13 protein-coding genes are annotated in these 13,171 nt (G+C 41.2%); 9 read left to right on the forward strand and 4 right to left on the reverse strand.

Translation table 11 applies throughout. The features are described from left to right. Positions 1-57: 57 nt before the first annotated feature. Both hisB and fabI read right to left on the reverse strand, forming a co-directional pair. Positions 58-732, reverse strand: coding sequence for an imidazoleglycerol-phosphate dehydratase HisB (hisB, locus tag C7B62_RS03505; RefSeq protein WP_106233229.1), 675 nt, complete (start codon positions 730-732; stop codon positions 58-60). A gap of 44 nt (positions 733-776) precedes the next feature. Then, on the reverse strand, positions 777-1,553 hold the full coding sequence (fabI, locus tag C7B62_RS03510) for an enoyl-ACP reductase FabI (protein ID WP_106233281.1): 777 nt from the start codon (positions 1,551-1,553) through the stop codon (positions 777-779). 207 nt (positions 1,554-1,760) lie between these two features. Here fabI and ntcA point away from each other — a divergent pair, with 207 nt between their 5' ends. The 3 genes from ntcA (at position 1,761) to C7B62_RS03525 (ending at position 4,501) form a co-directional block, all read left to right on the forward strand. Next, positions 1,761-2,438 (forward strand): global nitrogen regulator NtcA, encoded by a 678-nt coding sequence (gene ntcA, locus C7B62_RS03515; protein ID WP_106233230.1) that lies wholly within the window; start codon positions 1,761-1,763, stop codon positions 2,436-2,438. A gap of 100 nt (positions 2,439-2,538) precedes the next feature. Then, the gene (locus C7B62_RS03520; RefSeq protein ID WP_106233231.1) at positions 2,539-3,957 is read left to right on the forward strand and encodes a DUF3084 domain-containing protein; all 1,419 of its coding nucleotides are present in this window, start codon (positions 2,539-2,541) and stop codon (positions 3,955-3,957) included. 136 nt (positions 3,958-4,093) lie between these two features. Further along, on the forward strand, positions 4,094-4,501 hold the full coding sequence (locus C7B62_RS03525; protein WP_106233232.1) for a pre-16S rRNA-processing nuclease YqgF: 408 nt from the start codon (positions 4,094-4,096) through the stop codon (positions 4,499-4,501). Between the two features lie 57 nt (positions 4,502-4,558). On the opposite strand, the gene C7B62_RS03530 is transcribed toward C7B62_RS03525, so the two are convergent. After that, the gene (locus C7B62_RS03530) at positions 4,559-4,822 is read right to left on the reverse strand and encodes a DUF3146 family protein (protein ID WP_106233233.1); all 264 of its coding nucleotides are present in this window, start codon (positions 4,820-4,822) and stop codon (positions 4,559-4,561) included. A gap of 212 nt (positions 4,823-5,034) precedes the next feature. On the opposite strand from C7B62_RS03530, the gene C7B62_RS03535 reads away from it, so the two are divergent. Continuing rightward, complete coding sequence (locus C7B62_RS03535) at positions 5,035-6,456, forward strand: GTP-binding protein (RefSeq protein ID WP_370303758.1); 1,422 nt, start codon at positions 5,035-5,037, stop codon at positions 6,454-6,456. Positions 6,457-6,530: 74 nt separating this feature from the next. Beyond that, a complete protein-coding gene (gene asnS, locus C7B62_RS03540; RefSeq protein ID WP_106233235.1) occupies positions 6,531-7,922 on the forward strand; it encodes an asparagine--tRNA ligase in 1,392 nt (463 codons plus the stop codon). A gap of 224 nt (positions 7,923-8,146) precedes the next feature. Here asnS and psaK read toward each other — a convergent pair whose 3' ends face one another. Next, positions 8,147-8,410, reverse strand: a complete 264-nt coding sequence (gene psaK / locus C7B62_RS03545; protein WP_106233236.1) for a photosystem I reaction center subunit PsaK — start codon at positions 8,408-8,410, stop codon at positions 8,147-8,149. A gap of 674 nt (positions 8,411-9,084) precedes the next feature. Between psaK and hemJ the strand changes: the two genes are divergently transcribed. The 4 genes from hemJ (at position 9,085) to C7B62_RS03565 (ending at position 12,929) form a co-directional block, all read left to right on the forward strand. Beyond that, on the forward strand, positions 9,085-9,678 hold the full coding sequence (gene hemJ / locus C7B62_RS03550) for a protoporphyrinogen oxidase HemJ (protein WP_106233237.1): 594 nt from the start codon (positions 9,085-9,087) through the stop codon (positions 9,676-9,678). A 52-nt stretch (positions 9,679-9,730) separates the two neighbouring features. Continuing rightward, the gene (gene recF, locus C7B62_RS03555) at positions 9,731-10,879 is read left to right on the forward strand and encodes a DNA replication/repair protein RecF (protein WP_106233238.1); all 1,149 of its coding nucleotides are present in this window, start codon (positions 9,731-9,733) and stop codon (positions 10,877-10,879) included. 204 nt (positions 10,880-11,083) lie between these two features. Then, the gene (locus tag C7B62_RS03560) at positions 11,084-12,196 is read left to right on the forward strand and encodes an acyl-CoA dehydrogenase family protein (protein ID WP_255413984.1); all 1,113 of its coding nucleotides are present in this window, start codon (positions 11,084-11,086) and stop codon (positions 12,194-12,196) included. Then, positions 12,174-12,929, forward strand: coding sequence for a PIG-L deacetylase family protein (locus C7B62_RS03565; RefSeq protein WP_199194050.1), 756 nt, complete (start codon positions 12,174-12,176; stop codon positions 12,927-12,929). The genes C7B62_RS03560 and C7B62_RS03565 overlap by 23 nt, the downstream gene beginning before the upstream one ends. Positions 12,930-13,171 lie beyond the last annotated feature (242 nt).

The raw sequence follows: 13,171 nt of genomic DNA on the forward strand, positions 1-13,171 counted from the left end.
AATTACTAATTACTGTTCATTGTTCATTGCTCATTGTTCATTGCTCATTGCTCATTGCTAAAGCACTCCTTTTGAACTAGGAATATTACCAGCACGACGGGGATCTATTTCCGTTGCCATACGCATAGCGCGAGCGAAGGCTTTGAAAGTCGCCTCAATGATATGGTGAGAATTAATTCCGTCCATCTGGCGAATATGCAGAGTCATCTGAGCATGATTGATGATGGCTACAAAAAACTCTCTGACTAGTTGAGTGTCATAATTACCGACTCTTTGGGTGGGAATTTCCAATCCATAGCTGAGGTGGGGTCTACCCGAAAAATCAAGAGCTACTTGAACTAGAGCCTCATCTAGAGGAGCGATAAAATGACCAAAACGCACAATCCCTTTGCGATCGCCCAAAGCTTGAGCTAATGCCATCCCTAGAGTAATGCCTACATCCTCATTAGTATGATGATCGTCAATTTCAATATCTCCAGTAGCTTTAACATTTAGGTCAAACATACCGTGAGAGGAAATCTGGTGCAGCATATGGTCGAGAAATGGAATACCTGTATCCGCACTACATTGACCAGTGCCATCGATATTTATTTCTACCTGTACGTCTGTTTCTCCCGTGGTACGACTGACAGAAGCGATTCTGGAATTTATTTGCTTTAAAGCATTATGCTGATTGTTCTTGAGAGTTTTGCGATTCCCCTCTGGGTACGCTGCGCGATCGCTAATTTGCATAATTCCTCCTGATTAATCTATTAGAGCTAATAGCTAAAAAAAACCTACATTCCCATGATCTCATATCCAGAATCAACATAGATTACCTGTCCTGTAATACCACTTGCCAGATCGCTACAGAGAAAGGCTGCGGTGTTGCCAACTTCTGTTTGAGTTACGGTACGGCGTAAAGGAGCAGTCTCTTCCACGTGGCGGATCATATCTAAAATGCCTCCTACCGCCGAAGAAGCTAAAGTACGAATTGGGCCAGCAGAAATAGCGTTAACGCGAATATTGTCTTGCCCTAATTCAGCAGCTAAATAACGTACACTCATTTCCAAGGCTGATTTAGCTACTCCCATTACATTGTAGTTAGGGATCACTTTTACTCCTCCCAAATAGGAGAGGGTAACGATACTGCCTCCTTCAGTCATTAAGGGTTTAGCTCTAACCGCAAGGCAGTTAAGAGAAAAACTACTAATATCTAAAGCTTTGGCAAAACCTGCTCTAGAAGTTGCCGAGAAATTCCCTGTGAGGTCTTCCCGTTCAGCAAATGCCAGACAGTGAACTAAGATATCTAGCTTACCCCACTGTTCTTTAATTGTGGCAAACATTGAATCCAATAGTTCATCATTCTGCACATCGCAAGGAACAACAATACTAGGATTAAGGGGGTCAACTAACTCTCTCACTTTTTTTTCAAAACGTCCTCGTTCATCAGGAAGATAATTAACGCCAATGTTGGCACCAGCTTTATGTAGCTGCTGGGCAATCCCCCAGGCGATCGAACGATTATTGGCTATCCCTGTAACGAAAGCATTTTTTCCAGTTAAATCTAGCACGGTCTTTCCCCAAATTTTTAGCTGCAATTATCTATCCTACAACTGCCTGGGAAAGTGACATAACCGTATTAAAATTGATTTAGGTCGAAAATATAGAACTAAATTAGACTAAGGAAAGTAAAACAAAGATTGTATTGTGAAAAAGTATAACTATTTAAACTAATAGAATACTTAGCACACTTGTAACTAAACTTAGGCTTAGGCCCTATGGAACTACCATTGACACAAAATCAACCTCTAGCATCAGTATTTCGCAAACTTGGTCGTGGTTCTTTTCCGCCGATTGTGGAGAGTTTTGATCGGGGCAAAACTATTTTTTTTCCTGGAGATCCAGCCGAAAGAGTTTACTTTTTGTTAAAAGGAGCTGTTAAGCTGTCTCGCGTTTATGAAGCAGGAGAAGAAATTACGGTAGCTTTGTTGAGAGAGAATACAGTGTTTGGGGTGCTTTCTCTAATTACTGGTCAAAAAAGCGATCGCTTTTATCATGCTGTGGCTTTTACTCCCGTCGAACTCTTATCAGCACCCATTGAACAGGTGGAAAAAGCTCTACAAGAAAATCCAGAGTTATCATTGCTAATGCTAAGAGGATTATCCTCCCGCATTTTGCAAACAGAAATGATGATTGAAACCTTGGCTCATCGAGATATGGGTTCTCGTTTAGTTAGTTTCTTATTAATTTTGTGTCGTGATTTTGGTGCGCCCACCACTGAAGGGATTAAGATCGATCTTAAGTTATCCCATCAAGCGATCGCCGAAGCGATTGGCTCTACCAGAGTTACCGTCACCAGATTGTTAGGAGATTTGAGGGAAAAGGGATTAGTCACAATTCACAAAAAAAAGATTACCGTACACAATCCTGTAGCGCTGAGTCAACAATTTGCTTAAATAATTGTAGATGAAATAGTTAACGACATTGCTGACGACTAAATCGATCATAGCAGCTTGTCCAAGCTGATTTTTGGACTCAATTACCTAAGTACCTTTCATGACCAGCGGCTATATTCTGATTGCAGCAATTTTTCTTCTAGGCGGTATTGTTGCAGTATTTGGCGATCGTGTGGGGACTAAAATAGGTAAAGCTAGACTCAGGTTATTTAACCTCCGTCCTCGCCAAACAGCCATGATCATCACCTGGATTACAGGGATGTCAATTTCGGCTCTTACTTTAGGCATTCTTTTTGGTTTAAGTGGCTCTTTGAGAAGAGGTATTTTTCAGCTTGACGACATTCTTAAAGAAAAGAGACAAACCGAGGCGGAATTAGAACAGGCAGAACAGGAACAACAGCAAGTACAGCAGCAGCTATCTAAAGTTAAACAGGAACAAACTCAAGCAGCAGCCAACCTAAAGGCTACTAATCAAAATTTTGAGCGCTCAAAACAGCAGGTTGAAAAAATTTCCACTCAAGCCAAAAAACTACAACAAGAGTTAGATAGTTTGTTGACTGAACGTTCAAAACGACAGAAACAGCTAGACCAACTTCAACAGCAAAGTCAGGAATTACAGTCCCAACTTCAGCAACGAGAGCAAAAAATTACCCAGCAGGATCGGGTTCTCTCAGAAAGAGAAGTTCAGCTACAAGATTTAGAACAGCAACAACAATTACTGCAAACCCAAGTGCAAGAAAGAGATCGCTCAATTTCCCAATTAGATAAAGCGATCGCCTCAGCCGAACTTGGTTTAAAACTCAGAACCAAAAGACTCGAACAGCTAGAATCTCAACTCGCTTTCTTATCGAGAAACGTGGCAGCTTTAGAAGAATCTTATCAAGAATTAAGAGAAAAAAAGATTGCCGTGGTCAAGAGTCAGGTACTATCTTCAGCAGTAGTGAGAATTATCGATCCCAACGCTGCAAAATTGGCGATCAACAGTTTATTGAGACAGGCAAACACCAACGCAGTCAAGGCAACTCAGTTTAGTGGTGCAAAATCCGAACAAGAGATCGTCAAGATCACTAGGTCACAAGTAGAACAGCTTGAATCACAGATCCAAGATGGTCGAGACTATGTGGTGAGAATTATTTCGGCGGGTAATTATGTTCAAGGAGAACAAGAAGTTAGGGTGTTTGCTGATGTAGCACTCAATCAACAAATATTTCAAGCGGGGGAGGAAATTGCCACTGTATCGATTGATTCCCAAAATGTTACTCGCCAAGAAGTAGAGGAAAGATTAAATTGGTTGTTGGCGGTGTCAAAATTTCGCGCTCAACGAGCAGGAACATTGGGTGAGATTGAAATAGGCGATAATCAAATAGAAAATCTAATTGATTTTGTTGATCAAATTACTCAAGCTGCCGAACCTGTCAGAGAAATTAGAGCGATAGTTACTGAGAATACCTATACTGCGGGGCCGTTAAAAATTGATTTTGTGGTGATGCGAAATGGCAAGGTAGTCTATAGCACTTGAGCAATGAACAATGAGCAGTGAACAATGAGCAATGAGCAATGAACAATGAGCAGTGAGCAGTGAGCAGTGAACAATGAGCAATGAGCAGTGAACAATGAGCAGTGAAACAATTAATTTAATTAATCGGTAACTAAATTTGTATCAAAATATACTTGGTTTAGATCCTGGTAGAGATAAGTGTGGTGTTGCGGTGGTCGATAGTAAGCAGCAATTGCTTTATCATCAGGTGATTGATTCGACCCAAGCGATCGCCAGTATTAAACAGCTAGTGAGACAGTACGCCATTGATTTAATCGTCATGGGAGACGGTACGACTTCTAAAGCGTGGCAGCAAAAGATTGAATCTAGCTTATTAAAACTGCCAGTAACTATGGTTAACGAAACCAACAGCACCCTAGAAGCACGCGATCGCTACTGGATAATGTACCCTCCACAGGGACTACAACGCTTGATTCCTCAAGGTCTAAGGACACCTCCTCGTCCTGTAGATGATCTTGTGGCGATTATTTTAATTGAACGATATCTTCAAGCAGTATCTAATTGAATAGACTACGTTATTAATTGACTGGTTTTTAGCTCTTAGTTTGTTAGTAATCACTAATCACATCTTGGTTCTAACGGTAAAAGTATAATCGCCACCCGCTTCTAATTGATGATCGCAACGTTCGAGGAAGCGCTCTAAAGGTTCTTGAATTAAGGCTCTACCGAGAGAAGGCTGCACCGATAAGTGTCTGTGGCGAAAACGCCATCTAAATTGCCATTCATACTGAGCAGCTTGGACTTCGCCTTCAATTTTGCCCATTGAGATTGATTGTTGGGTAATACGAACATGGGCGACTGTTTCTGGTAGATAACTACGATTCACAATTTATGACAGGTAAGTTTATGCAGTAAGTAGATCTGGTTTTATTAAATAATATAGCGACTCTAGAATTGATGAACCAATCTTATGTGAGAGATGATAATTGGGCTAATTTTTTTCGTTAAACTAAAACCAAAATTCAACAAATGAGACAGACTATAAATTAAGGGTCAAGAAAAAAGAGTAAGAGATAAGTTACCAAGAGGTATTCTGTGTTGTCAAAAGAAACAGGCGATCGCTCAGAGTTAGAAGAGGCACTGATTGGCTTTGAGGAAATTACCGCCGAGTTAAATTATCGTCAAGCGCAAAATTCTCTGCGCAGTTTAATCAGCAATATTGACCTAACTGCTGAAGAGCAGGAGGGTTTGGAATCTGAGATTGATCGCTTGGCGCAAATGCTGGATAAATTGGAGCAGTCGGTGGTACAAATTGCCGCTTTTGGTATGGTGGGGCGAGGGAAGTCTTCTTTGCTCAATGCTTTAGTGGGACAAGATATTTTCCCGACAGGGGCGCTGCATGGTGTTACTCGCACCATCGATCAGGCTAACTGGAAATTAACTCCTGAACAAATTGCTGATACTTCAGAAAATCTTCAGCGTCTTACGATTACAGGGCAAGGTGGCGAAATTCAACTACTGGATACTCCAGGGATTGATGAGGTTAACGGAGAGGCAAGAGAAGCTTTAGCCTGTGATTTGGCTCATAGAGTCGATCTGATTTTGTTTATTGTTTCAGGAGACATTACTCAGGTTGAACATCGCGCTTTATCTAAACTCAGGGAAGCAGGAAAACCGATGCTGTTGGTGTTTAACAAGATCGACCAATATCCTGAAGCCGATCGCCTGGCAATATATCAGAAGATTAAGGAAGAAAGAGTCCGAGAATTGATTTCTCCTGATGAAATTATCATGGTTGCTGCTTCTCCAGTTGAAGTCCGAGGAGTTAAAGATAAGACAGGTAAACTTAAGGTAGAGAGAGTCAGGGGCGCATCTCAGGTAGAAACTCTTAAGCTCAAAATTCTAGAATTATTAGACCGCGAAGGAAAATCTTTAGTAGCACTCAACAGTATGTTGTTTGCCGATGAGGTCAATGAACAGCTACTACAGCGTAAGTTAGCAATTCGCGATCGCGCTGCCAATGCTTTAATTAATCAGGGTATGATGCTCAAAGCGATGACGGTGGCGCTTAATCCTGTCACAGCGATCGATCTGTTTTCTGGGGCAGTCATTGATGTGGGGATTATCCTTTCTCTGTCTCGTCTTTATGGTATTAATATGACTCAAGCTGGGGCGGTACAGCTCTTAAAAAATATCGCCCTGAGTATGGGTGGGATTAGCGCTAGCGAATTACTCGCAACTTTAGGTTTAAGCTCAGTTAAAGGGCTTTTAGGCTTAACTGTTCCTGCTACAGGAGGCTTATCTCTTGCTCCTTATTTATCGGTGGCGATCGCTCAAGGAGGAGTGGCGGGGGTATCTGCCTACGTCATCGGACAAGTGACCAAAACCTATCTGGCTAACGGTGCATCCTGGGGGGAACAAAGTCCTAAAGTAGTCGTAAAAAAAATTCTCGACTCTCTTGACGAAAAATCGATCCTCAACCGCCTCAAATCCGAACTCCGCGCTAAACTAACCAACTAAAAACTAACCAACTAAAAACTAATTCTCTCAAAACGATAAAATAATCCTGATATCATCCATGAATTTGAGGCTATATGGTCACTAGACGAGTTGCAGACATTCTAAAAAATGGTCAACCAGATGAACCCGTAACCATTAAAGGTTGGGTACGTACCAAAAGAGAATTAAAAGGCTTTGCTTTCGTCGAAGTTAATGATGGTTCGTCTTTAGCGGGTTTACAGGCGGTTCTTAATGGTGATTTACCAGATTATGAAAATATTCTTAAACAACTTGCTACAGGGGCTTCAGTCGAAATTACGGGCAAGCTGGTGGACTCACCAGGGAAAGGACAGAAAATTGAGCTAAAAGGAGACTCGGTAATCGTTTACGGCACAGCCGATCCTGAGACTTATCCTCTACAAAAAAAACGCCACTCTTTTGAATTTTTACGTACTATCAGTCATTTGCGATCGCGTACTAATACTTTAGGGGCAGTATTCCGCGTTAGAAATGCTTGTGCTACGGCAATTCATCAGTTTTTTCAAGAGAAACACTTTCTCTGGATTCATAGTCCGATTATTACCGCTAGCGATTGCGAAGGGGCAGGGGAATTATTTACCGTAACTAATTTTGACCTCAATAACCTACCGAAAAACGATCAAGGGGCAGTAGATTACAGTCAGGACTTTTTTGGTAAACCAGCTTACCTGACAGTTAGTGGACAGCTACAGGCAGAAGTAATGGCGATGGCGTTTCAAAATGTCTATACTTTTGGTCCTACTTTTCGCGCGGAAAATTCTAATACTTCCCGTCATTTGGCAGAATTTTGGATGGTCGAACCTGAGATGGCTTTTTGCGATTTGGAAGGGGATCAAAACCTAGCAGAAGAGTTCCTCAAGTATATTTTTAAGTATGTCTTAGAACATTGTGCCGACGACCTAGAATTTTTTAATAAATGGGTGGATAAATCCGTCTTGGCAAACGCCGATAATATTATCAATAATCAGTTTGAACGAGTTACATACAATAAAGCGGTGGAGTTATTAGAGCAAGCGACTCAGAAATTTGAATATCCCGTTGAATGGGGTATCGATCTCCAGTCGGAACATGAGCGTTATCTCGCGGAAAAGCTGTTTAAAAAGCCCGTGATTGTCACTAATTATCCAAAAGATATCAAAGCGTTTTATATGCGCCTAGATGACGGAGAAAAGACCGTTTCTGCCATGGATGTCCTTGCCCCTGGTATTGGTGAGATTATTGGTGGTTCTCAACGGGAAGAACGTCTTGATGTCCTAGAAAGACGCATCCAAGAAATGAATATAGAAGCTGATGATCTCTGGTGGTATCTAGATCTACGCCGTTATGGCACAGTTCCCCACGCGGGATTTGGTTTGGGCTTTGAAAGATTGGTACAGTTTATGACAGGGATGACTAATATCCGCGACGTAATTCCTTTCCCCAGAACTCCCTTGAGTGCCGATTTTTAAGTTATACCTAGTATGGTATTTGTGTAAGGGCAAACTGCGGTTCGCTCTTAAAGCTGATTCTAAAGCCTTGAGAGCGACTTGTTGATTATTTTTTGGTTAAGGCGATCGCCCATATTTTTAACTAAATAAGCCATCTAGCCGAATTTCTGGGAAAATGGTAAAGCGATCGCTTTACGCTTGCTTTGGTTAGTTTAAACTACAATATTCAGCAAAATTACTCATCCTTATAAAGCGCCAGCATTAGCTAGACCCAAAATCATTCCTGCACCCAAAAGATGTCCTAAACTAGTAGTACCTAATAAAGCAGGTAGTCCCATACCACCAAACAAAGCGGGAGAAGGCAGTTGAGGCCCGGCATTTTTATATTTAATAGTAAATTTTCCGATAGCGATCGCTGCAATATTGCAGGCAATCATGACAAAAGCCACCTTAGGACTCCAAGATACGGTATGAGGCGTAGTCGCCGCTAATAGAGTTAGATAAGTCACAGTATTTTTCTCCTAAATTTTGATTTTTTTCCTGAACTGATAATAAATTTATTTCTTTAGATAACAGGAAGTATGAATCGATGTTGCAATATTTATTAATCTAGTTAAGTTTTATATACAAAAATATCTTTATTTGGATTCGCTTGGTCTGGTTGGTTTATCTTGATGAAGATCCTATTTGAGATATACTTTGAGATATACAAGGGGCTGTGGCTCAGTTGGATAGAGCAAGTGCCTCCTGAAACATCGGGCATAATGAGGGAAACTTCATTAATGAATGTGGTCAAATTCAAGGAAGCCTAAAGTTGTTAACGAGTTTGTTGACGACCAAGGTAATCTTGAGCCAAGCTTTATAGTTCCTGGTAAAGAAGGTGCAGAGACTGGTTGCAGATATAAAAGCAGGGAAGAGCAATTTTAGGTCTAGTTACTAGAACTGTCTGCAACATAACGGCCACCACCTAAAGGTATTTTGCCCAAGGTGAAGGGATAGTCCAGAGAGTAGGGAAACCTACACCAATCTGAAGCGCTAGGTCGCCAGTTCAAATCTGGCCAGTCCCGTTATCTCATTTTCCTTGAAATTTTATTGCGTAGATGTAATTTAAGAGAGAAGAAAATATACACTTCCCTACATAGGAACAAAAATTTTACAGCGCAATAATTTAATAATTTAATCTATGGCTTATTACTGGTTTAAAGCATTTCATCTGATTGGAATCGTGGTGTGGTTTGCAGGGTTGTTTTATTTAGTACGGTTATTTGTTTATCATGCAGAAGCAGAACAAGAACCCGAACCAGCACGCAGTATCCTCAAGAAGCAGTATGGCATCATGGAGCAGCGCCTTTACAGCATTATTACTACTCCTGGGATGATTTTAACTGTAGCCATGGCAATTGGCTTGATTTCTACCGAACCAGAAATACTTAAATCAACTTGGCTACATATTAAGTTGGCTTTTGTCATTTTGCTGATTGGCTATCATCATTACTGTAAGCGGATTATGAACAAGCTTGCTCTGGGTGAATGTCAGTGGACAGGACAACAGTTTAGAGCCTTGAATGAAGCACCGACAATTTTACTGGTATTAATTGTGCTTTTAGCTGTGTTTAAAAATAGTTTGCCCCTTGATGCTACAACTTGGCTGGTAGCTGCTTTAGTTATTACCATGGTGGCGAGCATTCAGCTATATGCTAAAAAACGTCGTAAGGACAAAGAAAAGCAAGCTAAAGTTGAACAAAAGCCCGAATTTGCTTCTTCCGTAGGGGAATAATTCTAATAGCACAACATTCTGTCCGCCATATTTTTCATCAGCAAGATTATCAATGTATTTAAAGAGCTTGCGTCTGCGATCGTTTCGAAATTATGTCGATCGCCAGATTGAATTTAAGGCACAGAAGACGATCTTAGTAGGCAATAATGCCCAAGGAAAATCTAATTTATTAGAAGCAGTAGAGTTACTTGCATCTCTCAAGAGTCACCGTACTAGTCGCGATCGCGAATTAGTTTTAGATTCTGCCACGGTAGGACAGATAGAAGCAAGGGTAGAACGAGCTTATGGCACTAGTGAACTAAAGGTGGTGTTTCGTAAGCAGGGAAGGCGTACAGTATCGGTAAATCAAGAAAACTTACGTCGTCAGCTAGACTTTTTGGGGGTGCTAAATGCAGTCCAATTTTCTAGTCTAGATTTAGATTTAGTTCGGGGTGCGCCAGACGCTCGACGTAGCTGGCTAGATGGGTTGTTGATTCAATTAGAGCCAGTCTATGCCAGTATTTTGCAGCAATATAATCAGGTGCTGAAACAGCGCAATGCTTTACTTAAAAAGATTCGTCAAGTTAGACAAGAAAACGAGTCTATTGAACTAACGACATTTGAACCACAGTTGAGATTATGGGATGAACAGCTAGCAGCAGCAGGTTCGAGGGTAGCGCGCCGACGCGCCAGGGTAATCGCAAGACTTGCTCCCATTGCTGAATTTTGGCATAAACGTATTAGTGGAGAAACTGAAAATTTAGAGGTTAACTATCTGCCTAACGTTAAGTGGTTAGAAGATGATCCTGTAATCGTGCAGCAGGCATTTTTAGCCAAGATTAAAGAACGCCGTATGGTGGAACAGTATCAAGGTAAAACAATGGTAGGGACGCACCGCGATGAAATTGAGTTGGCGATTAATCAAACCCCTGCTCGTTATTATGGTTCCCAAGGACAACAGCGTACTCTAGTATTAGCCTTAAAGCTAGCTGAATTGAAGTTGATTGAGGAGGTGGTGGGAGAACCACCTTTGCTCTTGTTAGACGATGTCTTGGCTGAACTAGATCCCAATCGTCAGAAACAACTGTTAGAAGTAATCGGCGATCGCTTTCAAACCATTATCACTACTACCCATATCGACACTTTTAATCACGACTGGATCAAAAATTCCCAAATTTTGGCAGTAGAAGCAGGCAAGATCAGCGAAGTTTTATTAAATTAAAATGCAACCTACTGGGAAAATTAGGCGATCGCCTAATTTTACTTTTAAATCTTTTGATAGAAGCATTAACATAATCTTGATCGCGACAATCTAATTAAATTAAATTATTAAATAAGGAGAAGGGACATTACTACCCAACTTTTCTCTAAAGCAGCACCGAATCAGAATTTATCTCGAGAGGCGATCGCGCTTGAGACTAAAAAGATTGCTGATTTTGCAGCAGCTAATGCCAGTTCTTTGGACAAGCAGGGTGTCTTTCCCGCCCAAGAGTTTCAGCAAATTGCAGCAGCAGGTTTGTTGATAGCCCCTTTGAGTAGTCGTTTAGGTGGACTAGGGTTAGGTTTTGAAACTGGTCATACTGAAGAGTTATTAATGCTGCTTAAACAGATTGGACGCGCTAACCTAGTGATCGGACGTATTTACGAAGGTCATGTTAACGCTCTACAACTGATCCAAACCTTTGGTACGCCAGAGCAAATCGAAGCTTATGCTGACGATGCCAGACAGCATAAAATATTTGGGGTGTGGAATGCCGAAGCTCAAGATGGAGTTAATATTATTCCGCAAAGTAATGGTAAGTATCGCTTAGAGGGTAGCAAAACTTTTTGTACGGGCTGCGGTTATGTGGAACGTCCTTTTGTTAACGGTAAATTACCCGACGATAGTTGGCAAATGTGCATTGTGCCGATGGATGAAGTTGAAACCATCGTAGATCCTGACTGGTGGCAACCAGCAGGAATGCGAGCCACAGTGAGTTATAAAGTTGACTTTAGCGGGGTAGAAGTAGAACAAAAATCCTTACTTGCTCAACCTGGAGACTATTTTCGGCAACCTTGGTTAAGCGCTGGTGTAATTCGCTTTGCTGCGGTACAGCTTGGCGGTGCAGAAGCTTTATTTAACGCTAGTCGTCAATATTTACAAAAGTTAGATCGCTGCGGACATCCCCATCAACAAGAACGTTTAGGAAAAATGGCGATCGCGATTGAAAGTGGCAATCTGTGGTTAAAAGGTGCAGCAGAGTTGGTCGATAATTACGCCCCCGTGTTTGGTGGTTATCCAGATGATCATCAGGAACAAGCTGCAAAGCTAGTAGCTTACGCCAACATGGTACGAACGGCGATCGAACAAATTTGTATTGATACGATTCAACTCAGCCAGCGTTCAATTGGTACTTTGGGTTTACTACCACCCGAACCCATGGAACGCATAATTAGAGATTTGAGTTTATATTTGCGTCAACCTGCTTTTGATGCTGCTCTTACAGGTGTTGGTAAATACGTTCTTACAGAAATTGATGATGTCAATCAACTTTGGTAAAGGTAGGGACAATCGCTTTTTTAGTACTCCAAAGTCTTTACCACTTTTAGACATTAAAACTCTGGTTAATCAAAATGCTTCTGTTTTAATTGTTGCGCCCCATCCAGATGATGAAACCTTGGGCTGCGGAGGCGCGATCGCTTTACTACGCCAGTTAAATCTTCCAGTATCAATAGTAGTGGTGAGTGATGGCACAAAATCTCATCCTAACTCGCTTGCTTATCCACCTCCAGCACTAAAGAAATTACGAGAACAAGAAAGTTTGGCTGCTTTGGCTATTTTAGGAGTTGCACCCGAAGCAGTTACTTTTTTGGGGATGCCCGATGGTGCAGTAAATCTTGCTAGTGCATCGGCAAAAGCGATCGCTTTTTGTCAGCAGTACCTTCAAAACACAACACCATCAATAATCTTTTTACCTTGGCGAAAAGATCCACACCCCGATCATCGTGCTAGCTGGCAACTGTTTGCCGTAGCCACCGAGAATTTGACTAATCCTCCACGCCTAATTGAATATCCAATTTGGGATTGGGACATTAAACAAAGACAGGATTTTTCTGAATCAGTAACTGCTTGGCGATTGGATATTAGTAGCGTACTGAAATTAAAGCAACAGGCGATCGCTCAATACCGTTCGCAAATTAGCGATTTAATCAGCGATGATCCCGCCGGTTTCCGCCTTAGCGCCGAAATGCTGCAAAATTTTACTCAGCCTTGGGAAATCTATCTAGAATAGGACTATTTTTTCTAGATTAGCCCTTATTTTGTCAGTTCAGACCTGTTAATTAAATATAAAACGGTGATGACAGGTAGTAGGTAGTATTTGGTTTTACTAGAAGGAGTATAAATAGTCTTAATCTCAGTATGAGAAATGGTTAGAGTTTAAATTGTATTATTGCTAAAAATTTTTAACCCAACAAATCCAACTAACACAACGAAACCTAGCATCCTGCGAAAATAATTAACCCCGTCAATAAC

This window comes from Pleurocapsa sp. CCALA 161 (assembly GCF_003003995.1).
GTDB lineage: Bacteria > Cyanobacteriota > Cyanobacteriia > Cyanobacteriales > Xenococcaceae > Waterburya.

Bases quoted from the DNA above. Each gene is read 5' to 3' on its own strand.
- hisB (WP_106233229.1), bottom strand. From the start codon at position 732: ATGCAAATTAGCGATCGCGCAGCGTACCCAGAGGGGAATCGCAAAACT.
- ntcA (WP_106233230.1), top strand. From the start codon at position 1,761: ATGGAACTACCATTGACACAAAATCAACCTCTAGCATCAGTATTTCGC.
- C7B62_RS03520 (WP_106233231.1), top strand. From the start codon at position 2,539: ATGACCAGCGGCTATATTCTGATTGCAGCAATTTTTCTTCTAGGCGGT.
- asnS (WP_106233235.1), top strand. From the start codon at position 6,531: ATGGTCACTAGACGAGTTGCAGACATTCTAAAAAATGGTCAACCAGAT.
- hemJ (WP_106233237.1), top strand. From the start codon at position 9,085: ATGGCTTATTACTGGTTTAAAGCATTTCATCTGATTGGAATCGTGGTG.
- recF (WP_106233238.1), top strand. From the start codon at position 9,731: ATGTATTTAAAGAGCTTGCGTCTGCGATCGTTTCGAAATTATGTCGAT.
- C7B62_RS03565 (WP_199194050.1), top strand. From the start codon at position 12,174: ATGATGTCAATCAACTTTGGTAAAGGTAGGGACAATCGCTTTTTTAGT.